Origin of the sequence: Oleidesulfovibrio sp., assembly GCF_047973035.1 — a bacterium.
Classification (GTDB): Bacteria; Desulfobacterota; Desulfovibrionia; order Desulfovibrionales; family Desulfovibrionaceae; genus Oleidesulfovibrio.
The window spans coordinates 15135-38651 of sequence record NZ_JBKEBF010000044.1 but is presented as its reverse complement, the minus strand read 5'-3'; the positions used below and the strand labels follow the sequence as shown (position 1 = coordinate 38651).

22 protein-coding genes are annotated in these 23517 nt (G+C 52.4%); 4 read left to right on the top strand and 18 right to left on the bottom strand.

All coding sequences use genetic code 11. The annotated features are described in order from the left end of the window. Positions 1-260: 260 nt before the first annotated feature. The 18 genes from ACK5LI_RS16245 to ACK5LI_RS16160 all read right to left on the bottom strand — a co-directional run bounded on the left by ACK5LI_RS16245 (position 261) and on the right by ACK5LI_RS16160 (position 19538). The gene (locus ACK5LI_RS16245) at positions 261-1478 is read right to left on the bottom strand and encodes a YibE/F family protein (protein ID WP_416951304.1); all 1218 of its coding nucleotides are present in this window, start codon (positions 1476-1478) and stop codon (positions 261-263) included. A gap of 101 nt (positions 1479-1579) precedes the next feature. Then, positions 1580-3046, bottom strand: coding sequence for an alkaline phosphatase (locus ACK5LI_RS16240; RefSeq protein ID WP_416951302.1), 1467 nt, complete (start codon positions 3044-3046; stop codon positions 1580-1582). Between the two features lie 328 nt (positions 3047-3374). Continuing rightward, a complete protein-coding gene (locus tag ACK5LI_RS16235; RefSeq protein ID WP_416951300.1) occupies positions 3375-3923 on the bottom strand; it encodes a hypothetical protein in 549 nt (182 codons plus the stop codon). A gap of 268 nt (positions 3924-4191) precedes the next feature. Then, entirely contained in the window at positions 4192-4659 is a 468-nt protein-coding gene (locus ACK5LI_RS16230) for a ferritin-like domain-containing protein (protein ID WP_416951298.1), read from the bottom strand. 18 nt (positions 4660-4677) lie between these two features. After that, the gene (locus tag ACK5LI_RS16225) at positions 4678-5520 is read right to left on the bottom strand and encodes an FAD/NAD(P)-binding protein (protein ID WP_416951296.1); all 843 of its coding nucleotides are present in this window, start codon (positions 5518-5520) and stop codon (positions 4678-4680) included. Beyond that, entirely contained in the window at positions 5513-6592 is a 1080-nt protein-coding gene (locus ACK5LI_RS16220) for a 4Fe-4S dicluster domain-containing protein (RefSeq protein WP_416951294.1), read from the bottom strand. Before ACK5LI_RS16220 ends, ACK5LI_RS16225 begins: the two co-directional genes overlap by 8 nt. After that, positions 6592-7563 carry a 4Fe-4S dicluster domain-containing protein gene (locus tag ACK5LI_RS16215; protein WP_416951292.1) on the bottom strand — a complete coding sequence of 324 codons (972 nt, stop codon included), beginning with the start codon at positions 7561-7563 and terminating at the stop codon, positions 6592-6594. Before ACK5LI_RS16215 ends, ACK5LI_RS16220 begins: the two co-directional genes overlap by 1 nt. Next, the gene (locus tag ACK5LI_RS16210; protein ID WP_416951290.1) at positions 7560-8069 is read right to left on the bottom strand and encodes a hydrogenase iron-sulfur subunit; all 510 of its coding nucleotides are present in this window, start codon (positions 8067-8069) and stop codon (positions 7560-7562) included. The genes ACK5LI_RS16215 and ACK5LI_RS16210 overlap by 4 nt, the downstream gene beginning before the upstream one ends. After that, on the bottom strand, positions 8036-10018 hold the full coding sequence (locus ACK5LI_RS16205) for a 4Fe-4S binding protein (RefSeq protein WP_416951288.1): 1983 nt from the start codon (positions 10016-10018) through the stop codon (positions 8036-8038). Before ACK5LI_RS16205 ends, ACK5LI_RS16210 begins: the two co-directional genes overlap by 34 nt. An 18-nt stretch (positions 10019-10036) precedes the next feature. Further along, positions 10037-10936: a CoB--CoM heterodisulfide reductase iron-sulfur subunit B family protein gene (locus tag ACK5LI_RS16200; RefSeq protein WP_416951286.1), complete on the bottom strand. Its 900-nt coding sequence runs from the start codon at positions 10934-10936 to the stop codon at positions 10037-10039. Then, the gene (locus ACK5LI_RS16195; RefSeq protein WP_416951284.1) at positions 10933-11520 is read right to left on the bottom strand and encodes a 4Fe-4S dicluster domain-containing protein; all 588 of its coding nucleotides are present in this window, start codon (positions 11518-11520) and stop codon (positions 10933-10935) included. Before ACK5LI_RS16195 ends, ACK5LI_RS16200 begins: the two co-directional genes overlap by 4 nt. A gap of 674 nt (positions 11521-12194) precedes the next feature. Next, complete coding sequence (locus ACK5LI_RS16190) at positions 12195-13118, bottom strand: DMT family transporter (RefSeq protein WP_416951282.1); 924 nt, start codon at positions 13116-13118, stop codon at positions 12195-12197. Positions 13119-13321: 203 nt separating this feature from the next. Beyond that, on the bottom strand, positions 13322-14707 hold the full coding sequence (locus ACK5LI_RS16185; RefSeq protein ID WP_416951280.1) for an SLC13 family permease: 1386 nt from the start codon (positions 14705-14707) through the stop codon (positions 13322-13324). A gap of 12 nt (positions 14708-14719) precedes the next feature. Continuing rightward, positions 14720-15637: an NAD(P)/FAD-dependent oxidoreductase gene (locus ACK5LI_RS16180; protein ID WP_416951278.1), complete on the bottom strand. Its 918-nt coding sequence runs from the start codon at positions 15635-15637 to the stop codon at positions 14720-14722. A 74-nt stretch (positions 15638-15711) separates the two neighbouring features. Further along, a complete protein-coding gene (locus ACK5LI_RS16175; protein WP_416951276.1) occupies positions 15712-16020 on the bottom strand; it encodes a thioredoxin family protein in 309 nt (102 codons plus the stop codon). A gap of 87 nt (positions 16021-16107) precedes the next feature. Further along, entirely contained in the window at positions 16108-17631 is a 1524-nt protein-coding gene (locus ACK5LI_RS16170; protein ID WP_416951274.1) for a sulfatase-like hydrolase/transferase, read from the bottom strand. A gap of 288 nt (positions 17632-17919) precedes the next feature. Further along, the gene (locus ACK5LI_RS16165; protein WP_416951272.1) at positions 17920-18627 is read right to left on the bottom strand and encodes a Crp/Fnr family transcriptional regulator; all 708 of its coding nucleotides are present in this window, start codon (positions 18625-18627) and stop codon (positions 17920-17922) included. Positions 18628-18788: 161 nt separating this feature from the next. After that, on the bottom strand, positions 18789-19538 hold the full coding sequence (locus tag ACK5LI_RS16160; protein ID WP_416951270.1) for a PEP-CTERM sorting domain-containing protein: 750 nt from the start codon (positions 19536-19538) through the stop codon (positions 18789-18791). Positions 19539-19854: 316 nt separating this feature from the next. On the opposite strand from ACK5LI_RS16160, the gene ACK5LI_RS16155 reads away from it, so the two are divergent. The 4 genes from ACK5LI_RS16155 to ACK5LI_RS16140 all read left to right on the top strand — a co-directional run bounded on the left by ACK5LI_RS16155 (position 19855) and on the right by ACK5LI_RS16140 (position 23413). Beyond that, the gene (locus ACK5LI_RS16155; protein ID WP_416951268.1) at positions 19855-20835 is read left to right on the top strand and encodes a CheR family methyltransferase; all 981 of its coding nucleotides are present in this window, start codon (positions 19855-19857) and stop codon (positions 20833-20835) included. Between the two features lie 92 nt (positions 20836-20927). After that, positions 20928-21983, top strand: coding sequence for an HDOD domain-containing protein (locus ACK5LI_RS16150; protein ID WP_416951266.1), 1056 nt, complete (start codon positions 20928-20930; stop codon positions 21981-21983). A gap of 120 nt (positions 21984-22103) precedes the next feature. After that, on the top strand, positions 22104-22586 hold the full coding sequence (locus tag ACK5LI_RS16145; RefSeq protein ID WP_416951264.1) for a chemotaxis protein CheX: 483 nt from the start codon (positions 22104-22106) through the stop codon (positions 22584-22586). A 2-nt stretch (positions 22587-22588) separates the two neighbouring features. Next, complete coding sequence (locus tag ACK5LI_RS16140) at positions 22589-23413, top strand: nitroreductase family protein (RefSeq protein WP_416951262.1); 825 nt, start codon at positions 22589-22591, stop codon at positions 23411-23413. The last annotated feature ends 104 nt before the right edge of the window (positions 23414-23517 follow it).

Here is a 23517-nt window from a genome sequence, read left to right as displayed (position 1 = left end):
CCGAAAGGATGCGCCCTTTTTACTGCGCTGACCAGTCAGACCAGAGAGTTGCCGCCCAAACAATATGACACACGAATAACGAGTCTAGATGAAACAATTTGAGGCACTAATAGGGTAACAAGAAAGTATACGGATGAATCCATCAGACGCCTGCGAGTCCTGCCCACTGTGAGGTAAAAACTCACCCGACAACTTGCTAAATTCAGCAACGGGCAGGTATGCATTTTCCACTACTAAAGTTTCCTAAAACAGACCTCCTATCACTCTGTCCTCTGAAATATTGCTTGAGAGCAGCCAGTATTTGCTCTGACAGGAATAACCGCTCCGGGCACACCGATAAGGCTTGCTGTTTTTTTATCTTTTGCCGCCCCTGCAAAAAGTAACGCTCCCACAACAGCCGTGAATGGAGCGACTAACACAAGCCCCAAGCTTCCGATAAGCGTCTTTACGATTTCTGCAGAGACGTAAATCATGTTGAACATGTTGGCGAGGGGCACTCCTTGTGCCATAAACGCCATAAGCAGTGTGATAAACCCACCGGAGTATGCAAGCAGTAGAGTTGTGGTCATAGTCCCTACAACAGCCCTTCCCACCCTGATGCCGGAGAGAAAAGCCCCGCTTCTGCTTATGTCGGGGTTGCTACAGGCCACTTCGTACTGACTGGCTGCAACATCCATGGCAAGATCCATCACCGCGCCGGAGGCTGCAACAAAAATTGCCGCAACATATATATCTGTTATGTTCAGATGCGCGTAGCCCGCGTACAGCATGGTTTCTGCAAACGGCATCACAGCACCGTGCAGATGCAGCGCATCCGCAACCCACACAGCCAGCAGCGAGCTTGCCCCGACACCTGCCATCGCCCCCAGAAAGGCTGTCACGCCAAGACGTGTAAGTCCTGCCACCAAAAACACAATAACAGCCGTAAGCACCGCCACCACACAGAACGCCAGCGGTACCGGTGGAACGCCTTTAAGCAATAACGGCACAAAAATCTTCCAGAGGACGAGAGCTGTAAACACAAAACTCAGCAATGCTTTTGCACCTGTCCACCCCCCGAATGCGAGCAGCAACAGGCCAAAACCCAATAACAGCCATACCTGCATTCCCAGCCGATAATGATCCTGCGCCACCACCGTATCAACTCTGCCATCTGCCTTGTGAGTAATAACCAGCAGAGCTGCATCTCCTGTTGAAAAAACTTTGTCTATGTCCATACGGCCTTGTAATTGGTTCAGTACGGAAAAACGCTGCCCTTTATACGGACCGTCAAGGGCTTCCACCTCAAGCGCCTGATAGCCGACCTTGATCAGCGTATGCTGCTGCAACCCTTCAGAACTTTCTGAAACGACTCTGCCCTTGCAACGTATGGCATTCGCATCCATACGGTTTTCAAACCCCGTAGGCGTATACCACAGCGCCAGCGACAACACGGCGAACACAAGCACCAATACTGTATCCATTTTGCCTTTATGCATTTTCACCTCTGAAAACTGCCGGACCTGCACAACAATAAATAGAAGAATGGCGGCACACCGTTAACAGGCATGCCGCCGAAACAATTACAGCATCAGCAACACTATTGCGCAGCTACGTATACTCTGGGCTTAACTCCCATAGCAGACATAATCTTTTTGGCGATGGCGGCCTGATGGTAGCTGCCGCCAAAGCTATCTGCACCAGCGCCGATAGCCGTAGTGCCTACAGGCACAGCTGTGTGTGAAAATGACGTCCAGGCAAGACCGGCTTTGTTATTCAGAATATGGGTAATGGAGACAATAAGCGGGTCGTATCCGCCATACAGTTTTTTTGAAACTGCATCGTTTAGTTCCATAGTGTCACTGGCAACGGACCGTACAAAGGCATCTTGCAACTGAGCCAGCTCATGCGGCTGCACAACCATCGGGTTCGCAGCATCTCCTTCAAACTCAAGCCCGAAATAATGTGTAATCGTAGGCTTCAAATGATCGAAGGTAATATGCCCTTTATTTTCTTTTTTAAACAATTTCAGCACGTCTTCCTGAAAGAACTGGAACGAAACATACTGTTTTTTCAAAACATCAAAGTCAGATTCGTACGCAGTACCGGCAAAGCCAAGAGTCATACCGCCGCATTCATGGTCGCCGGTAACCACGATAAGTGTTTCCTTGGGGTGCTTTTTATAAAACTTCACTGCTTCTGCCACTGCGTTATCAAAGGCAACAGTGTCCATTATAGCAGCTTTGGCATCGTTGGCGTGACAGGCCCAGTCAATTTTGCCGCCTTCCACCATCATAAAAAAGCCTTTGTTGTTATCCAGCAGTTCAATGCCCTTAGCGGTAAATTCTGCCAGAGAAATATCTTTACCTTCGCGGCGGTCGATCTCGTAAGGCAATGCGCCTGAATCTTGCAGCCATGCGTTGTAGGCAAGCACCTTACCGTCTTTTCCGGACAGCTTCATAAAAGATTCGCGATCATTCACCACGGTATAACCGGCACCTTTAATGGCTTGCAGAGCATCGCCGCGGGGTTCCACACCCTTACGTTTGCCTGCGGGGTCTTTAATGCCGCCGCCAGCAAAGTAGTCGAAGCCGGATTTTGCAAGCGCATGGTCTATGTAATGGTACAGATTGCGGCTTTCTTCATGAGCATAAAAAGCCGCGGGAGTGGCATGATCGATGGAAACGGACGATACAATCCCTACCTTCATGCCGCGGTCACGAGCCATTTCTGCAATCGTCTTCACTTTAGTTTTATCAGGGGCCATACCGATCATGCCCACATCAGTAATCTGGCCGGAGCTCATAGCCGTGCCCGCCGCAGCGGAGTCTACGATGAAGCGGTTAGCTGCAGGCGTGGTTGTGACGCCATGAACAGGAAATGTATCAAGGGTAAGCTTCTTGCCGATAAAAGCTTCTGTTGCCTGCTTCTGAGGCAGCCCCATGCCGTCACCAATAAACAGGAAAACATACTTTGCATCCGCAGCAAATCCCTGCTGCAACGTTGCCAGCACAACAAACAGACAGATTGCAGCGCACACCGCACGCCGCATAACAACACTTCGCATGATTGACTCTCCTTGCACTAGGTTTAGTTAGCCGGTGTGTACCTGCGCGTCACATGACGGGTACACACCATTCTCCGACAAGTTTGTGCAATATGCCCTGTGACAGATTCATGCCGTGCAAGCGACAGTTGCAATACAGGTATGTAGCGCTGGTGCTGAGAGCGATAATGCAGCCTCCCTTTTCACCATATCTGCCATAATTTTCTAAAACAATATGATTCGCGTAGGACTTTGCTGAGGCAAAATGAAAGCGGGTACCCGAAACGGGCACCCGCAACACGACTTAACAAATATATCCTGGAGCTAAATTCCTCAGAGGGCTCAATTGTCACTGAGCCTGCTTTTCCTCTTCAATCGCTTTCTGCCTGGCATATTCTTTACGGTCTTCATTCAGAGTGACCAACTCTGAGGAAATAAGCTTACTGCTATGTTCGATTACCTTATCAAGTGCGAGTTTGTAATCTTCATTCGATATCGCACCATTTACGTTCATAATGCAGAGAATAAAGCTGGCATCCCTGAAGTACTGCAGGCCTTGAGTCCTATCAATCAGCATCTGATAGTCTGACATCAAGGTACGAGATAGCTCTGCGGCAACTTTGACGTCCACTTTTTGCCCGGCATCCCCTGCAGCACTCAGTGTCTTATTTACAGACGTAAACAAATCATCAATTGCGTCCGGTGGTGCTTCTGCACACATTTTCCCTTCATGATTTACCACCACGACTCTTCTGTCGGCACGAGTTGCAAACAGGCCTATGATCTTCGTCGGCCCCTTTGCGTACACAGCCAGATGCTCTTCAATGAGCGGAGTTTCATGCTTTGGAGCACACCCCGTCAACGCGACGGCCACCAAAACTGCCATTAATAATCTCATAATTCCTCCTGTAGTTGTGTTCTTTCACCTCCTCGATTCAAACACACAGATCGATATAGAAAAACATATATCATTAATAATAACAGTAAGAAAAAATGCTCTTGAAATCATTTTCTTTTCATATGCTAACAATACACGTAGCAATTAACTTTTCCGTTTTAGCCCCTACACACCCCCTGCAGGAAAAAAACGCCCCGCAACAAGACGTTACGGGGCGTATCAGTACAATCCGCCAGTACCACACTGTGATACTGTTAAATGGCAAAGGTTACTTGCGCAGCATTGCCATCAGCTGTTTCAGGTGCTTGCGTTCTTCAGCAATGCAATTATCAATGTGCTTTCGCTCAGCTTCCGGCACAAAGTCACGCATTTCTGCAAAGAACAGCATTGTGTCTTTTTCAAACTGCATGGCAAGGCGTACAGCCTCATCACGGCCAAGCTGCTCGGCAGGAACAGCGTCCGGGCGGAACAAAGCGTGGCTGTCCAGCAGCGAACGCATGTACATAAGGTAGTCGCTTTCATCTGCCCATGCGGGCAGCTCGACAGGCGCCAGACGCTCTCCCATAGCACTGAAAACAGCACGGTGGGTCATTTCCTCTTCCATCAGCCAGTGGAAAAGCCTGCGGGCTTCTTCATCTTCGGAAGATGCCACAAGGCGACGGTAAAAATCCTCACCGCGGATTTCAATCTCTTCCGCTGCGCGAACGATATCGCCGGCTTTAAAAAGGTCAGCCATGATGCCTCCTTTCAGGGGCTAGAGTTCGTTAGGCAGGTCCTTAAGTTCGGAATACCGGAAAACAGGCCCGTCAACACAGACATACTTTGTGCCGATGTTGCATCGCCCGCACAGCCCTACGCCACATTTCATACGCTTTTCCAGCGTAGTGATGATCTGCTCATCTGCAAAGTTCAACTTTTTAAGCGCCTGCAGAGTAAACTTGATCATAATGGGCGGGCCGCAGGTAACGGCAACGCAGTTCTCGGGTGCGGGGTTCAGATCCAGCAAAACGTTAGGAATCAGGCCTACACGGTGTGTGTCGGACTCTTCCCAGCCTTCCGCAGGTGCATCAACAGTCAGCACCACATCCAGATCATCGCGGCCCATCCACTCTTCCACATCATACTTATAGCTTAAGTCGATGGGAGAGCGGGCACCGTACAGCAGTGTGATTTTACCGTAGTCGGCGCGGTTGTCCAGCATATAGACCAGCAGCGTACGCAGGGGAGCCATACCGATCCCACCCGCTATAAACACCACATCTTTGCCTTTCATTTCATCAACGGGGAACCAGTTACCAAGCGGAGCACGCACACCCACGGTGTCACCGGCTTTCAGCTGGTGAATACGGCTGGTCACTTCACCCACCTTCATCACGCTGAACTGCAGATAGTCCATGCGTGTGGGGGACGAGTTGATAACGAAAGTTGATTCACCCGTACCGAAGATGGAAAGCTGGCCGACCTGACCGGGCATGAAGGAAAACGATTCCATCAGGCTTTCGTCGTTAAAACGGACACGAAAAGTCTTGATGTTGGGTGTTTCCTCCACAACCTCCAAAACAGTTGCCAGAGCTGGCAGGCTGGGGTTGTTATGCATTGGCTTTCTCCTCGGAATCTTCAGAGGCTGCTTTGTAGTCCTGGGCAGCCTGCACAACAGCACGGATATCTACAGATGCGGGGCAGCTTTTGATGCAGCGGCCGCAACCGCAGCAGGCAATCAGCCCTTCATGCAGATCGGGGTAATAAGAGAACTTGTGTCCCATACGGTTACGCAGACGATGCGCCTTGGTAGGACGGGGGTTATGCCCGCTGCCTTCCAGCGTAAAGTCAAACGACATACAGGTATCCCACGAGCGCACGCGTTTGCCCTGCAAACCGGACTGTTCATCCGTCATGTTAAAGCAGTAGCATGTGGGGCACAGGTATGTGCAGGCACCGCAGCTGATGCAGATGGAAGACTGCTCGTTCCAGAAGTCCATGTCGTCAAAACGCTCAAGCAGTTTCTGCGGCGCATCGGAATAGTCATGCGCTTCGCCCAGCTGCTCGAGTGTTTTTTCCGTCACTTTCTGCGCTTCGGAAACACGGGCATCAGAAGCCGCTTCAAAGCGGCCTTCTGCAAGCAAGGCACTGCCCCGCTCGGTTACGCCTTCCGCAACATAGCCACCTTCAACGGGAACCAGCAGCACGTCAGAGCCTTCAGTGTCCGCAGGACCGCTGCCTACACTGTTGCAGAAACAGGTGCTGGCCGCTTTACTGCAGGCAACCGTGACATACATCGTATTTTCACGGCGGCTGGCGTAGTACGGGTCACGCATTTTCTCGCAGTTGTATACACGGTCCAGAATAATCTGACCGCGTGCGCCACACGGACGGCCGCCCACGACAACAGCCTTCTGCTCGGGCAGGGTTTCCTTAACCCGAACCTTCACTCTGTCGAGGTTCTCAGGGTCTTTGTCGTACTTGTAGCGCAAAAGCACTTCGTTCTGAGGAAACACACCTTCCTTGGGCGAACGCACGGGCATCTTGTCCAGCAAAGCCTGACGCCCCTTGGTGTAGGGACGGAAGGTCACCGTACCGCAATCGTCCATAGGAACCAGCACGGCGCACGATTCAGACAGCGTATCAAGCCAAGCGGCCATTTTGTCATGGCTGATGAATTGTTTACTCATTACCAGCCTCGCTCGTTAATGGTCTCTTCCTCTACCTTATAGGTAAGCAGAGGGGGCGTGGCGTCTTTGTCGGTACCACTGCTGTAGTCGAACAGCTCCTTCACCGATTCATTCATGGAACGGCGCAGCAGCATAATCGGAATATCCAGCGGGCAGGCACGTTCGCACTCGCCGCACTCCACGCAGCGTCCGGCCAGATGCATGACGTGAATCATCTGGAACATAAAGTTCTCAGCCGTGTTTGTATCCTGCGACAACCAGTGCGGGTCACGCGATGTGGCGATGCAATGGTCGCGGCAGACACACATGGGGCAGGTGTTGCGGCAGGCGTAACAACGTACACAGCGGCGCATCTGCTCCTGCCAGAACGCAAACCGTTCGGGCAATGACAGCTTTTCAAACTCTTCCAGCGTGGGATGCTTTGCGGGAACTTCGCCGTCTTCAGCACGCGGACCGGCAAAGTGGTCGGCATCAATGGCGTTGTGATGACGGCAAGTGGCACACTTACCACTAGCAACGTCTGCCATGGGGATTTCGGTCTTTTTACCGTCAACGGATACAACAACCTTGTCGCCCGTAAATTCTACGGACTCCATGTAGCCGCTGTCTCCTGCAATGGCTTCTATCTTCTGCAGGCTGACAATGCCGTTGCAGCCGAAGCCGAACATAACCACCCGTTCACGCGGAATCAGGTTTTCCTGAATCAGCTGAATCACGGCGCGGGAATCACAGCCTTTTACAACGATACCTACTTTCTTTTCGTTACCGCCGCCACGCAGCAGACCGGGCAGGTACGTCGCAAGGCTGTGCACGCACAGCGGGTTCAGAACAAGGCGTTCAATGTCCTGTTCTTCACGGATATACAAAGGCCGCATGTGCGCAGAGTCAAAGCCCTGCTCCCAGCCCAGCACCATATCGAGGTCGGGCAGTGCGACACGAATCTGTTCTTTCAGTTCCTGTAGTACGCTCATGAGCGCACCTCCTTCAGGTGGCAGGGGCAGCCCGGTCCGGCCTGCACTGCGCGTTCAATGTCGGCCAGCTCGGCATAGCCGTTACCGCCGCTCATTCTGGGCGCGGGGCCAAGCGCATGAATGCGGTTGGTGAACGTAGTCACCACGTGCTGCCAGCGCTGACCTTCAGAGGCGGAAACCCACGTGTACTCGAACCGCTCGGGATCGATGCCGGTAACAGGCAAAAAGCCCTTGAGCATTTCAAGACGGCGACGCGCATAATAGTTGCCTGCCGCATAGTGACAGTCACGCGGGTGACAGCCGGAAACCAGAACCCCGTCAGCGCCGCTGACCAGAGCACGGGTAATAAACAAAGGATCGATGCGGCCCGAGCAGGGAACACGGATAATGCGCAGGTCAGTAGGCTGTACAAAACGGCCTACACCAGCTGTATCCGCCCCGCCGTAGGAGCACCAGTTGCAAAGAAAGCCTACTATTCGAAGCTCTCGTCCATCAGGGGCGGACATAAGGCATTAACCTCCGCAAGAATCTGGTTGTCGGTAAAGTGCTGCAATTGGATGGCACCGTGCGGGCAGGTAGCGGAACAGATGCCGCAACCCTGACATACGGTTTCCAGCACGTCTGCTTTCACATTGCCGCCGCGGTCTGTGATTTCACGCACAGCACCGAACGGACAGGTCTGGGCACACTTCATACAGCCCACGCAGCGGCTCTGATTAACTTTGGCCACCTGCGGGTCCGACTCGAGCATTTCGCGCGAGAAGAGTGTCAGCACCTTGGAAGCAGCTGCACTACCCTGCCCAACCGATGTGGGAATATCCTTGGCACCCTGACAGGCACCGGCAAGGTACACACCGGCGGTGTTGGTTTCCACGGGCTTCAGCTTGGGATGCGATTCCATAAAGAAACCGTAATGGTCGTAAGAAATACGCAGTTTTTCTGCCAGCTGAGGAGCACCGTTGGCGGCTTCTACACCTACGGCCAGAACAACGAGGTCTGCTTCAACCTCTACCTGCGTTCCGGCAAGCGTATCGGCACCGCGTACCACAAGCTTGTCACCACGGGGGTAAATCATGGAAACACGTCCGCGCACGTACTGAACATCATATTGTTCCTGTGCACGGCGGGTGAATTCATCATAGCCCTTTCCGGGAGCGCGGATGTCCATATAAAAGACATACGAGTTGGAATCCGGAATATGGTCTTTGGTCAGAACAGCCTGTTTCGCGGTGTACATGCAGCAGAAACCGCTGCAGTAAGGTCTGCCAACGGCAGGGTCACGCGAACCGACGCACTGGATAAAGACAACTTCCTTGGGTTCCTTGCCGTCGGAAGGACGTTTGATGTGACCGCCGGTAGGACCGGAGGCGTTCATCAGGCGTTCGTACTGCAGCGACGTGATAACGTCCGCGTACTGCCCGCCGCCATACTGACCGTACACCGTGTAATCGAACAAGTCGTAACCGGTGGCCGCCACAATGGCACCGACCTTTTCTGTCACCACTACTTCTTCCTGCTCAAAATCGATGCAGTTCATGGGGCAGAATTTTTCGCACACGCCGCACTTTTTGCCTTGCAGCTTGCGGCAGTATTCGGGGTCGATGGAGGCTTTCTTCGGAATAGCCTGCGGGAAAGGAATATTGATAGCCGTTGTGGTGGCAATGCCCTCGTTAAAGCGGTCGTAGCTCTTTTTACTGGGGCACTTTTCCATGCACAGACCGCAGCCGGTACACTTTGACCAGTCAACGTAGGTCTTTTTACGGCGTACTTTCACCTCGAAGTTCCCGACATACCCGCTGATTTCAGCCACTTCAGCAGCGGCATACAGGGTGATGTTGGGATGCTGGGCGATATCAACCATCTTGGGACCCAGAATACACGACGAGCAGTCAACGGTGGGGAAGGTTTTGTCCAGCTTGGCCATTTTGCCGCCGATACTGGGCTCACGTTCCACCATGATGACTTCGATACCGGCGTCGGCACAATCCAGAGCAGCCTGAATACCGGCCACACCGCCACCGATGACCAGCGCGCGGCGGGTCACTTCGAAGTGCTTGGGGGTAAGCGGGGTGTTAAAGCGCAGCTTCTCAACCGCCATGCGGATGAGGTCCGATGCTTTAACTGTATTGCTTTTAATATCTTTGCCAATCCACGAAACATGTTCGCGGATGTTGGCCATTTCAAGCATGTAGCGGTTCAGGCCGGCACGTTCCAACGCGCGGCGGAACGTGGGCTCGTGCATGCGGGGCGAACAGGATGCCACAACCACGCCGTCCAGCTTTTGCTCGGCGATGGCGTCTACAATGGCTTCCTGCCCCGGTTCGGAGCAAGCGTACATGGTATCTGTGGAAAAAACCACGTCAGGGAACATCCGTGCCGTCTCCGCAACCGAAGGACAGTCAACGGTGGCGGCGATGTTGCTCCCGCAGTGGCAGACGAAAACGCCTATGCGCATAGTTTCATCTCCTTGGCGCTAGAGCACGCCAGCCGCCCGAAGGCAGGGGTTCGGGTCTACGACCAGCTTGGAAAGGCCCACTTCTTCAGCGTTCAGACCAAAGGCCAGCCCCATCAGCTGGGTAAAGTAAAACACCGGCACAGAGTGACGCGAACCGCGGGATCTGTTTACCTGTCCCTGACGCATATCAAGGTTCATCTGGCACAGGGGGCAGGCTGCAACAACGGCATCGGCTCCGCAATCCGCCGCGGCATCAAGCAGACGACCGGAAAGCTCGGAAACGATATCACGGCGCGGCATACCGAAAGCGGCACCACAGCATTCCACCTTAAGGGGGAAAGGCACCACTTCCGCACCGCAGGCTTCCATCAGTCTGTCCATGGCCATGGGGTGCTCGGCATCGTCAAACTGCATCAGCTCGGGGGGACGGTTCATGATGCAACCGTAATAGCAGGCGACTTTCAGCCCTTTCAGGGGCTTGCGGACACGGGCTGCTACTGCGTCGTTACCCACTTCTTCCGCAATAACCTGCAGAGTGGAACGGGCATCAACGGATGCGCCTGTTTCGATGTCGGCTGCGGCATCACCATCGTGCAGCAAAGCGGACACGTCACGGCGAAAGCCTTCGTCTTCCATCTTGTGCGCGGCGGTACGCAGGTTGGAAAGACAGCTGGGGCAAGGGGTAGTCACCACGCTGTGGCCGGCAGTTGCCGCAATGGCAAGGTTGCGGGCAGAAAGCGCTGCGGAAAGCACATGGTTAACCGTGTGCGCGGGGGTGGACCCGCAGCAGCTCCAGTCGGCAAGCTCTTCAAGCCTGACGCCCAGCGTGCGGAACACAGCCTGTGTGGATTTTTCGTACTCGGCGGAAGTTCCACCGCCGGAGCAACCGGGATAGTAGGCTACACTGGTAAGGCTCATTCATTGCCTCCCTTGCCTGCTTCACGGGCATCCTGCTGCCGCTCGCGGAAACGACGGAAAATAGCCGCCACGTGATCGGCACCTTGGATGGTATGAGGACGGAAACCGATCTTACCCTTCGGAAGAACCGTGGGGGCCAGATCGTAATCTGTCCAGAAGCGGCCGGTCTTTAAAACATAGTTAACCAGCATGCCCATTTCGTACACGCGCCCGTGGCGTTCCACGGAGTCCAGAAACGCATCAGAGAAGGTTTTTACCGCACCTTCCGTCGCGTACCCTGCTTCGCGGGCCATATGACGCAGCACGTCAACCACACGCGCCACATCAATGTTATTGGGGCAACGCGTGGTGCACGACTGACAACTGGCGCACAACCACAGCGAATGACACTGCAACACTTCGTCTCTTCTGCCCATTTGCACCAGACGCATGATCCGGCTGACAGGAATGTCGTACGCAAAGGTATACGGACAACCGGCGGTACAGTTACCACACTGGTAACACGTAGCCAGTTTCTGCCCGCTGCGCTTGGCAACCTCTGCGGCAAATGCGGCATCCCGGGACTGTAAGGATATCACTTCCATAATATTCCCTGGACTTTCCATTTGTATGAACAAAAAACGTCGGCAACGGAGTGCGATGCCGATCCGTCGGACACATTAACAAATATGGATTTACCATCATCCGCCCCGAAAGCCGGACAATAACAGTAAGGGTAATTCTGAAAACAAGAAGTGCTGTTTAAGACAACAGACGAAAGACGGGCATAAGATACCCGAAGGAAAAGATTCCACAGACTGACGACGCAGGCTGCAAATCGCATATGGCAGAACCGTCTGGTCATGCTGGCAATACAGTCACTTACTTTGTTAGGCATTACACACACACCGATAGACACATCGCAGCACCAAAGGCACATGCAATGTTCTGACCGGAACAACCGGTGTTGCCCGCCGAAGTAGGCCTGGCAAGGCGCTTTACAGCACCCTCCTGCAAGCTAGACACATCACGGCAGGTTGAAATTCCGCCCCTTGTCAGCAGGCGTTGCGTACTGACATTTTTGTGCGGATCATTACAACTGGGTTTACCCATACGATAAACACCGCCTTTGAATCAAGCATGATTTTGTATCTGCTGAAACAAAACTGTCGCCATAAAGCGGCCTGAAACGTTCAGGCCCCCTACATACCACCGCAGGGTATATTATCGTAACTACCTACAACCCCACAAACAACAGGTCAACTCTCTCCCCATGTTTTTACACCTCTTCCGGCATGGCGTCCTTTGAATTTTCTTCATCAATTTCCCCGGAACCGGCAGAACCGGCAATCAGCACTCCCACAAGAACCATGGCCACCCCGACATACTGCATGGTCGTCAGCCGTTCATCCAGAAAGATGTAGGCAAATACCATGGTTGAAATGGGAATCATGTTGGCAAACTGGATCACCAGCGCAGCCTTGATGCGGGTAAGAGCATAATTAATAACGAAATACACAAAAAAAGTGATACCGAGACCAAGGTAAACCAAAGCTCCCGCCACTTCCCAGCTCAACAGCGTTTCTACAGGTGGCAGCGGCTGCATGACGGCGGTAGGAAGAAACAGCACGGTAGCCCCGAATACCTGCACCGCGGCAAGGTACATGTAATGATACCGTGTACACAGGTGCTTCACGCTAAGGGCATAGCAAGTGGACGAAAGCACTGCGCAGAAAATAAGCAGATTACCCAGAAGCGGATTACTGGCCTGTTCGCTGGCGGTGGCTAACGCGGAAACCATGATCACCCCGCCCACAGCCAGAACAATACCGGCAAGGCACCTCATGCTTATACGTTCACGGTAAACCAGAAACGCGCCGAGAGCCACGGTCAGCGGAACACAAGCCACAATCATTCCGCCCTGCGAAGCAGACGTATACTGAAGGCCCAGCGTCTCGAAAAGAAACAGCAGGAAAGGTTCGCACAGGGCAAGCAGCAACAGCACTTTCCAGTCGCCCTTACGGTATTGCGGTTTGGGAATTCGCTTCCATAGAAGCAGATACAGTACGGAGGCCAGAAGCACGCGGCCCAGCAGAATATGTTCAAGAGTAAGATACTGCTGAAGCACCTTAAGGATAATAAAGCCGCCGCCCCAGATGATGTGCACAATAGCAAGCGCGGCAAGAGTCATGGAGTAAGACATGTCACGTCTCGTGTATCAAAAAAGGTTGAAGACTCAGGCTGCAGGCAACGGGCCGCCCGTCGGGCTGACATCACGTGCCGCCGCCGTTTTCCCCCATGCGGCCGCCGGAGCAACCGCATGGGGAAGACTTTGGGTATGGTATGCAAGAGACCGGAGTTACAGCCGGAAAGGAGGACAACCGCCTGTAATCCCGGTTACAGGAATTAGAAGGAGATCCACTGCCAGTAGGTAGCGCCTACTACCCACACAGCTACACCCGCGCAGATCATACGGGCAAACATGATCATCACCAGATAGCGCATGCGCACATAGCCGGTGGCGAACATAATAAGAGCCGCTGCCAGTTCGTACGGGAACAGGAACTGGTCAAGGCCGTAGAAGAAGCTGTACAGAAGCGGCTTGATTTCCAGGCCGAGGTTAACTGCAATTTCTGCCAGCGGAATGCTGAGCGAGCTGGCCGCCGCAACAGGTGTCAGAGCAAAGTTAGCCAGAACACCGGTGAAGTATGCCAGCATGGAAGTTGCTGCCAGACTGTTCATGGATTCAAGGTAGGGCACGATCTTTGCGGCCATCAGTGCCGGAATGCCAAGGCTGCCGGCCACGATGCCGATAGCCATACAACCTACGACAAAGAACAGAATGGAAAACTGAACCTGCTCCACATCTTCTTTTTTCAGCAGATTGAACGCAGGGGTAAAGCCAAGCAGCACTACGCCGCAGAAGGCATAGTAACCGGGAATACCGTGAAGGCTTTCGGTAGCAAATGCTGCCAGAGCAAGACCGGTAAGGATAAGGGTCTTGATCTCGTCAGCACTCATCTTACCAATTTTATTCAGCTCTTCCGAAGCATGAGCAAGGCACTGTTCCATGTACTTGCCCAGTTCACGCGAACCGAACACGTGCAGAATACCGATACAGGCAACAGCTACCAGCAGCGAAAAAGCAAGGTTTTCTATAAAGAACGGGAGCCATTCAATGGGGACACCCATTTCTTTAACCATCAGCAGGCCGACAATACCCACGTTGTTGGGCAGGTAGTTGGTTGCCGGAACAGTAGCGCCGAAAAATGCAGCCATAATCAGCGTGGTGGCAGCAACGGAGCCTTTTTTCAGCTTCATGCTTGAACACATGCCTGCGGCGATGGTCATAAACAGAATGGTAACCGTCACAACGTCAGGAATAATGGCACCAATGGCGTAACCGGCCACAATCATGGATATATACAGGCGGATAGGTGTCGTACCTATGCAGGCAATCGCACGGAGCGCAATACGGTTGGACAGCTTCGTGCGCTCCATCAAGGCGCCGACAAGCATACCGCACATAATAACCCACGGGATGGGGGTAGACCAGCCGACAAAGGCCAGATCGGGCGAGGCAATGCCGGTAACAATGTAAGCAATCATCAGCAATACTGCGGTGGCAAACATGGGCATAAGCTCAAGTGCAAACGCAGCGATGGCAAAGATGGTTTCAAACCAGTACAGGCCCAGCTTGGGATTTTCGGGGTTCTGCAGGAAAAAGGCACCGCCACCGGCCACTGCAAAGGCGATCAGCCAGTTGCGCAATGTAATTTTTGATACGGACATGGGTAGACTCCGTTATGAGCGGATGTAGCGTTCGGCAGCCAGAGCTGCAATGGTTCCATCCGCCATGGCGGTGGTAATCTGACGATAGTGCTTGTCGTTGATGTCACCGGCGCTGAATACGCCGGGCACGTTAGTGGCCATATGCTGGTCTGCAACGACATATCCGCCCTTGCTCAGAGTAACCACGTCCTTAAAAAGTTCATTGTTCGGCAGCTGTCCCAGAAATACAAAGACACCGTCAACAGCTACAGTTTCGCGCTCGCCGGTTTCCACATTTTCCAGCACGGCGGCTTTCAGCGTGTCGCCTTCCACTACCAGATCGTGCACGATGGTGCTTTTGCGCGCATCTACTTTGCCTGTACCCAGCAGAGAATCCTGCGTGGACTGAGCTGCAAAGAAGCGGTCCATTTTTTCCACCAGCGTGATGTGCTCAATGCCGATGCCAAGCATGTACAGGCTTTCATCAAAGGCACTGTTGCCACCGCCTACCACCAGAACCCGCTTGCCCTTGTAAGGGCCCCCGTCACAGATGGCGCAGTGATGAACCTGATCGCATTCGGTGGGTACGTCCAGCGGAATGGGTTTACGGCCGGTAGACAGAATAACTGCCTTTGCATTGTACACAACTTCGTCAGTTTCAACGACCTTTACGTCGCCTTCAAGGGAAACAGACTCGATATCGCAGACTTCTTCCACTTCCACATCAAGGCTGTCTACATGCTCACGCATTTTCTGCATCAGTTCCATGCCGTGAATGGTGGTATAAGAAGGAAAATTCTCAACAGTATAGGTAGAATTCACCAGTCCGCCGGTAACGCTTTCTTCCAGCAATACCGCAGACAGGTTTGCCCGTGCCGCATAGATAGCTGCGGTCATACCCGCGGGACCGCCCCCCAGAATGACAACGTCTACGTTTTTTTGCTCTTTCATTTGCGTATCTCTTTATAACTATGCCCGCCGCCTTCCCCATGAGGCAAAGCGGGCAGTTGATCATAAACAGCTGACTAGGCCGCTGCGAAAAACGCCTTCATTTCTTTGGGGTTCATCAGGCCGGCCTTGCGGGCGACCACTGCCCCGCCCTTCACCACAAAAATGGTAGGAGCACGTTCTGCTTCCAGCTTTGCCGTGGTTTCGGGGTTTTCTTCGCTGTCCACGTTGAACAGAGCAACTTCAGGATTCTTGGCAGAAAACTTTTCCAGAACCTTTTCCATGTTCTTGCAGTGCGGGCACTGCTTTTTGAAAAAGATCACCACACCGGATTCGGTAGCGGCTACAGTAGAGTCAAAGTTTGCGTCAATAAGTTCGGTAAACATGAGTCACCTCGTATAAAGAAATGAAACCCGCCGCCGGAAGCCGGCCCTGCCGGAACTTCCGGCGGCGGAATAACGGTTTTATATGAATTAAGTGGTACGCAGTTCGCCGATAACCAGCTTCAGCCGCTGCAGCAGTTCTTCTGCCACTTCAGGCTTTTCAGCTGCGATGTTCTTCAGCTGGAAGGGGTCGGTACGACGGTCGTACAGTTCGTTATGCTCCGGCATCTGAACCTTTGCGCCTGCAGTGCAGGTCCACATTTCTTCAGACATTTCCTTGTCAGCGCCTTCCACGCAGTCTGCGCGGTTCTTTTCTTCTTCGCTGACCAGCCAATGCACGTAGCTGTAGTCTTCAGTGATGATGGACCAGGACATGCCGTAGTAACCGGCGATGGCATAATCACGAACGGAATCCACTTCGCCCTGCATAAGCGGCACAAGGCTTTCGCCCTGCATGCTTTCAGCGCCGAAGGTGTTCATGCCGTGGTCAGACACGCCGTCTTCAGTGTCGGCAAGCCCCATCACATCCATGATGGTGGCGGTCACGTCTACGTTCTGCACAAAGGAGGAAATGCGCTTGCCGCCTTCCACGCCGGGAATGTGCATCATCAGGGGCACGTGAACCAATTCTTCGTAAGGCCACGGGCGAGACTTACGCATAATGCCGTGACCGTGTTCGCCTTCACCCATGGGCTGGCCGTGGTCAGACATGATGACAACCATGGTTTCGTCCATCAGGCCCTGCTCGCGCAGAGAGTCAAGAATGCGACCTACCCACTTGTCCACCATGGTGACCTTTTCCATGTACAAGGCACGGACGTGTTCGCATTCACGCTCGGAAATACGGCCTTCTACGGGGGTCCAGGGGGCAAGCAAAATGGGGTTGCCTTCATAGTCAGGGTCGTACGGGCAAGGCGTACCTTCCCATACTGATGGCGGATCCCAAGGCTCATGAGGATCAAATGAGTCTACCCACAGGAAGAAAGGACGACTCTTGTCGCGGCGTTCGCGCAGCCAGTAGTCGGTGCGGTTCATAACCTTGGCAACGTAACTGTCAGAGTCGCTGCGACGGTGCTGCATCTGACGGAGGAAGCAGCCGATTTCGTCCAGCAGTTGCTTGCTGTCATCGTCAATCAGATTACCGTCTTTATCCCATACCATGGTGGGTGACGTAAAATCTTCAGGCTTCAATGCAGGGTCAAGCGGCAGATCGGCAAAAGTGGTGTGGTCCAGCTCCTGACCGGGGCAGAAGTCCACGTAGTCGAAACCACGGGAGTAACCGAATTTGGCAAGACGCATAGGAGCGGTGTCGTAAATGAGAGCAGTCTGCATGTTTCTGCCCCACAGAATGTCGGTGATAGTGGTATCATCACCGGAAAGGGGCTTCCAGCCGCCGTAAGGCAACGTAAAACGGCCGGTCATCAGAGCTCGGCGTACCGGAATGGTAGGCAGGCCTTCGCTGTATGCGTTTTCAAAAAGAACAGACTGGCGGGCAAACCTGTCAAGATTCTGAGTCTTTACAGTTTCGTTGCCGTAGCACCCGAGATAGTTGAACTGCAGGGTGTCCAGCATGATCATAACAACGTTTTTAATTTTGCTGCGATCAATAGTCATGGAAATCCTCTACTTGCTTGTTTGTGATAAACCTCACCTGCCCAGTGGCGTGCATGGTGCTGTGCCGTGGCAGCGAGTGGCTAATTCGCAATGTGATGTTTTTCACATATCAACGAGCAGAGAATTTAATTCTGTCTCACATGAGACAAAAAGCAATAAAATTTGCATTCCTTTTTTGCCAGCAATATCGGCACAAAAGGATACACAAACAGTAAAAACAACGGGTTGCACGGCAAAAACCGTACAACCCGCTTGCAATAACAACAGGAAAAAATCAGAGTAAAACGCTCAATCGCTCATGTGCCTATATGAACAAGCCCTGTCAGACAACCCTTCCGGCTGAAAGATTTCAAGCGTTTTTTTAGAAAATTTGCCGATGATTCCTTGCTCCCGCAACGAATGCACCACGCGACACAGCGAGCTGCGATGGATACCCAGCATGGCTGCGGCATCCCCCTGCGACAAGCCGGGGTTCAGAACGCGTTTTTTACCTTGCTTTCTCCACAGCTGGTACAACCAGCGACACACCCTGCCATCAACCTCTACCAGGCCGGAATCAAACAGCTGGGCAAAAAAAGCTCCTGCCTTGAGGCCTAATGAATGGACAAGGCTTTTAATAAGATGCGGATGGGTGCGGTAGAAGTCATCGTCTTCCAGCAAAGACATGGGAAAGCGGGCAACCTCACACTCTTCCAAGGTTCTCAGGCTATGCTGATGCAGATCTGACAGGTGCAAGTGCGCAATTTCACCAAACAGCGTGCCCGCACCGATAATCATGACAACCCGCTCGTGCCCGTCTTCCGCAAGGCAAGAAACCTTCAGCGAGCCACTCACAAGCAGGTAGAAATCAGAAGGACTGATACTGGTAAGTTCGTACCCTTTGGGCAGCTTTGACAGAACGGAGCGATCCAGAATTTCCATCCACTCTTTATTTGCCCCTTCAATGGCAAACAAGGCTTCTCTGTCCTGTATATTGTCGGGTTTCGCTTGATTCATATCAGTCTCCAGCACGGCATAAATCGTTACAGAACTGCACAACTAGCTATCAGGCTGCAAAGTGTAAAGCGAACAAGCATGTCCGGCAACAGGATATAAAAAAGGCACCGGACAATCCGGTGCCTTCTGGTATTAGCAAAGCTTCGTTTAACAAGCTTTTCTTAATTCAAGGCTGTTCTGCGCCTGAAGACCCAGAGAATACCCAGCCCCGCTGCCAGCAAAATCATGGTCGCAGGCTCGGGGGTAGGAGTCGGATTTACTACCGGCCCGGTACCTACATTGATAAGCGAAGCGTCCACACCTTGTGTAAAGTCGTAGTAGTTATCCCCGAAATCCACGTCATCCAATGAGTACTCCACAGAACCACCGGCAAGTGACGCATACAGATTGCTGAGGAATGTCGAATCATTGCTGTAGAAAAATCCAGTATTGAATGTCTGATTACCGAAACCGTATTCAGAAGTACCAAGGCTTACTCCGAGTCCGTCTGTGGTTTGGGTAAGAACATCACTGAAATCCTGCATGGCAAAGCCGTTAAGCAGGAAGTTGTTGTCCTGATAATCAAACTCTCCGGCAGCAGTGTCACCATCCCAGAGGGAAACACGTACAGCCACTTCCGACAGCCCCCCGCCCAGAGCATCAACCACAGCGGAACTGAAACCCGTCTGAGTTCCGATGACTTGAGGGTTACCCGCAGCATAGCCGATGTACAGGCCGGATGCAGCCAGCTGAGCAACAACACGGTTATCATTCAGACCGACAAGATCAATAACAATACCACCCACTTCAGACACTGAACCAGGCAACGTCCCCTTGGACGTAAGTGAATTCATAGTGAATACGGAAGCTGAAGCAAAAGCAGGCATACACACTAAGATAAATGCAATGACGATAATATTAAGATGTCTCATAAGAACCCTCCAATTCCTTCTTCTTAGCAATACTGATGCCATTACAGTTACGCCTTGTAATGTTTTGCAATTAATTCTAACACAATCTAACGTGATCTAATGCTATGTAAATTGATCCGACACTCAATGATGCATTTTTTGTAATTCTTTACACGGCAGAAAGGCATAAGACCGCACCAGCAGCGCAGGAGGGGGATCAGCTTCGTCTTTTTGCGGGACTATAATTGAACAAGCCCCTCTCCGGTTGCATAGTGACAATAGTTTGCTATAAAGAATGGACAATCAGAATCCCAATTTTTCAAAAGGGTGGTACTCAATGTCTCTTTTTTCCTCCAGCAAGCTCGGCTCGGGCAACCGAACCGGCACCCTTGCGGGTTCTTCTGCCGGCGTAACCGGAGGCCTCGCCAGCGGCATTACAGCGGGAAGGTTACCCACAAGCCAGCTAGGACTGCGGAAAACAGCCAAAATTTCTGATGCGGAATTCGAAAAACTTGCTGACTTTATCTACAGCAAAACCGGCATCAGCATCTCAATCAAGCGCAAGTACCTGCTTGAAAACAGGCTGGGAACCAGACTGAACGAGCTGGGCCTGAAGACATTCAAAGAATACTATGACTACCTGCAGCTTGATAAAAACCGTGCGCAGGAAATGGAAGTCATCTGCGAAAAAGTGACAACCAACGAAACCAGCTTTTACCGCGATGTCCGCCAACTGGGTATTTTTCAAAACGAAATCCTTAAGGAAGCTTTGAAAAAACAGGAAGATCTCGGACACAAAGAGCTGTTCATATGGTCTGCCGGCTGTTCTTCCGGCGAAGAGCCGTACACGCTTGCCATCATGCTGCACGAAACGCTGGGCATGTCCATCATCGGATGGAACATACGCATTACTGCCAATGATCTGTCACCGGCCATGCTGCGCCTTGCACGGGCAGGAGTCTATACCGACTATGCCCTGCGCACTACGCCGAAAGGCATCATCGCCAAGTACTTCGACAAGGTAGATGCGGGATACAAAGTAAAACCCCGCGTGCAAAAGCTGGTTCAATTCGGGCCGGTCAACCTCAGCGATCCTGCCTCGACTCGCAGGGTGCCCCGTTCGCATATCGTTTTTTGTCGCAATGTTATCATCTACTTTGATGACGCCATGAAAAAGAAGGCCATCACAGCTTTCTATGACAACCTGCTGCCCGGTGGACATTTATTCCTCGGGCACTCGGAAAGTATTCATAAGCTTTCCACAGCGTTCAGGCCTGTGCCCAAGCCCGGCGCCATTTGCTACAAAAAGGAAGAATAGCCGCCTATTGCGGCAAGACAGAAGCGATACGGGGACAAGCAGAAGCTAGATCCCGCACCGATTGTAACCAATCCCCGCCACGGAGGGACGGCATGAGCCAAAACGCATTAAGCGAACACATGGCCCTGAGCGAGGACTATGTAAGAAATTTCTTCACGTATGCCGATCCGGACAACGAAGCAATGCTCCAACTGTACCGGATTGCAGTATATCGCACAGCACAGGCTCTATCTGCAGGCTGGATGATGCCTGACGAAGGTGCGCGTACTGCCAGAAACCTTGAATACCTTAAAGATAATTTCGAACCGGGTCAGACATCCGTACAGGAGATCGTCACCAGCGAAACCCAGCTGGCGTCATTCCCTGACATATATTTCCGTATCCGCAAGGTACTGGATTCACCTACCAGCTCGGCTGATGATATCAGTAAAGAAATCAGTAACGATCTCGGGCTGACCGCCAAACTGCTCAAACTGGTCAACAGCCCCTTCTACGGCCTTGCGCACACGGTGGAAGATGTCAGCCACGCAATTGCCATTGTTGGTGTGGAGGAAGTTTCCACCCTTGCGCTGGGTATGTCCGCCATCAACGTTTTCAAAGATATTCCTCCGGAACTCATCGACATGAAAGCGTTCTGGAAGCACTCTGTCAGTTGCGGTGTTTTTGCCAAGCTGATTGCTTCAAAAGTAGAAGGCATGAAAGCTGACAAATTCTTCACAGCAGGCTTGCTGCACGACGTAGGCCGCCTTATTATTTTTAAGAAAATGCCTTACGCATCTGTGCAGCTGCTGCTTTATTCACGCGAAAATCAGCTGCCCATTGTGGAAAGCGAAGAAGATCATCTCGGCTTTGAGCATACCGAAGTGGCTAAGCAGCTGCTTACCGCGTGGAAGTTCCCTGCTGCCATGGTAGACTGCCTTGCGCATCACCATTCGCCCGCGCAGGCCGAAGATCAGCTGGCCGCTTCAATTCTTCAGCTTGCCGACAACATGGCAAACGCTATGGAAATTTCATCCGGCGGCATGTACCTGCTGCCCGGCATGGACAATGGCGCATGGGAGCGCATTCCGCTAAAACCGGAACAACTGGTCGAAATTGTCGGCCTCTTCGATACTCACATCGAAGAACTGTTTAAAGCCATTCTCTAATCTGACTCAAAGGGCGGACAGGCTGTGCGGCCTGTTCCGCCCGTAATGCAAAGCAGTATTCAACACGGGCGGACGGACGACCTACTTGACACTACGCCCCAGTTCTGGGAATCACTCGCCATGAGCAATAAATACGATGTCCGCTTCATTAATCCTTTTCTCAGTGCAGTCATTGATGTTCTGGGCACCATGGCCATGGTTCAGGCCACACCGGCTAAACCATACATCAACACCAAACGTGTTGCCGTGGGGGATGTAACGGGGCTGATCGGCATCAGCGGTCACGCTACCGGCGTTATTTCCCTGACACTGGAAGAAAAATGTATTCTTAATATCGTCAGCAATATGCTGGGCGAAGAATACTCACGCATCAATGATGACATCGCAGATGCCGTAGGTGAATTAACCAACATGATCGCAGGTCAGGCCCGCGCACACCTTGCCAACGAAGGGCTTAAATTTCAGGCTTCCACCCCCACTGTCGTGATAGGCAAGAACCACACACTCAGCCACGTCAGCAAAGAGCCGATTCTCGCTATTCCTTTCACCACCCCCAGTGGCGCACTAGTTGTCGAAATTTCCATAGGTGAAATTGAAGAGTAGTCATGACTATCCTTTCTGTTGATCAGAATCTTTGTATCGGCTGCGAAGAATGCGTTCGCGACTGCCGCATGAATATTATCCGCATGGAACAGGAAGTGCCCGCCATCGCAGCCAGACGCGAAAAATACTGTATCAAGTGTTTCCACTGTCTAGCAGTCTGCAAGCCGGGAGCTCTTTCCATTCATGGTGTCTCGCCAGAGCAATGCACCCCCGTAAAAGGACGCTTCCCTGCTCTTGATGCCATGGAAATACTCGTGAAGGGACGACGATCCGTACGCAGCTTTTCACAAAAACAAGTCGATAAAGATCTGATCCACCGCCTTATCCATGCAGCTTCACATGCGCCGACAGGCAAAAACAACAGAGGCCTGCTGTTTACTGTTGTTGATGATGCGGACACCATGCGCACATTGCGTACAGAAGTAATGGAAGGCATCCGTGAGACACTGCGGCAAGGTTCATCGCATCCGGAGGCAGCTTTTTTTGAAGCAGCTCTTGCCCGTTGGGACGATGGTCAGGACATTATCTTCCGCGGTGCTCCGCACCTTTTGTGGGTTACGGCTCCTGCCACAAACACCACGGCGCATGTTGACCCTTATATTGCGCTCAGTACGTTTGAACTGCTTGCCAACAGTGCCGGTCTGGGCACGTTATGGTGCGGCTTTGCAAAGTGGGCCATGGCCGATATGGTCCCGCAAGTGGCAAAACGCATGAACATTCCTGAAGATCACCATACAGGATACGTAATGATGTTCGGCAAGCCCGCTATCCGCTTTCACCGGACAGTGGAACACGGACCGGCTACCATCAACTCCGTCCGGCTTTAACCCGTTTACAGCATTACCGGCCGGTGGTTGTACCACCTGCCTACTCCCAAAAAGTGTCCGTTTCGTGCCCCAGACGTAACACTCTACGTTTTTAGAAAATCACA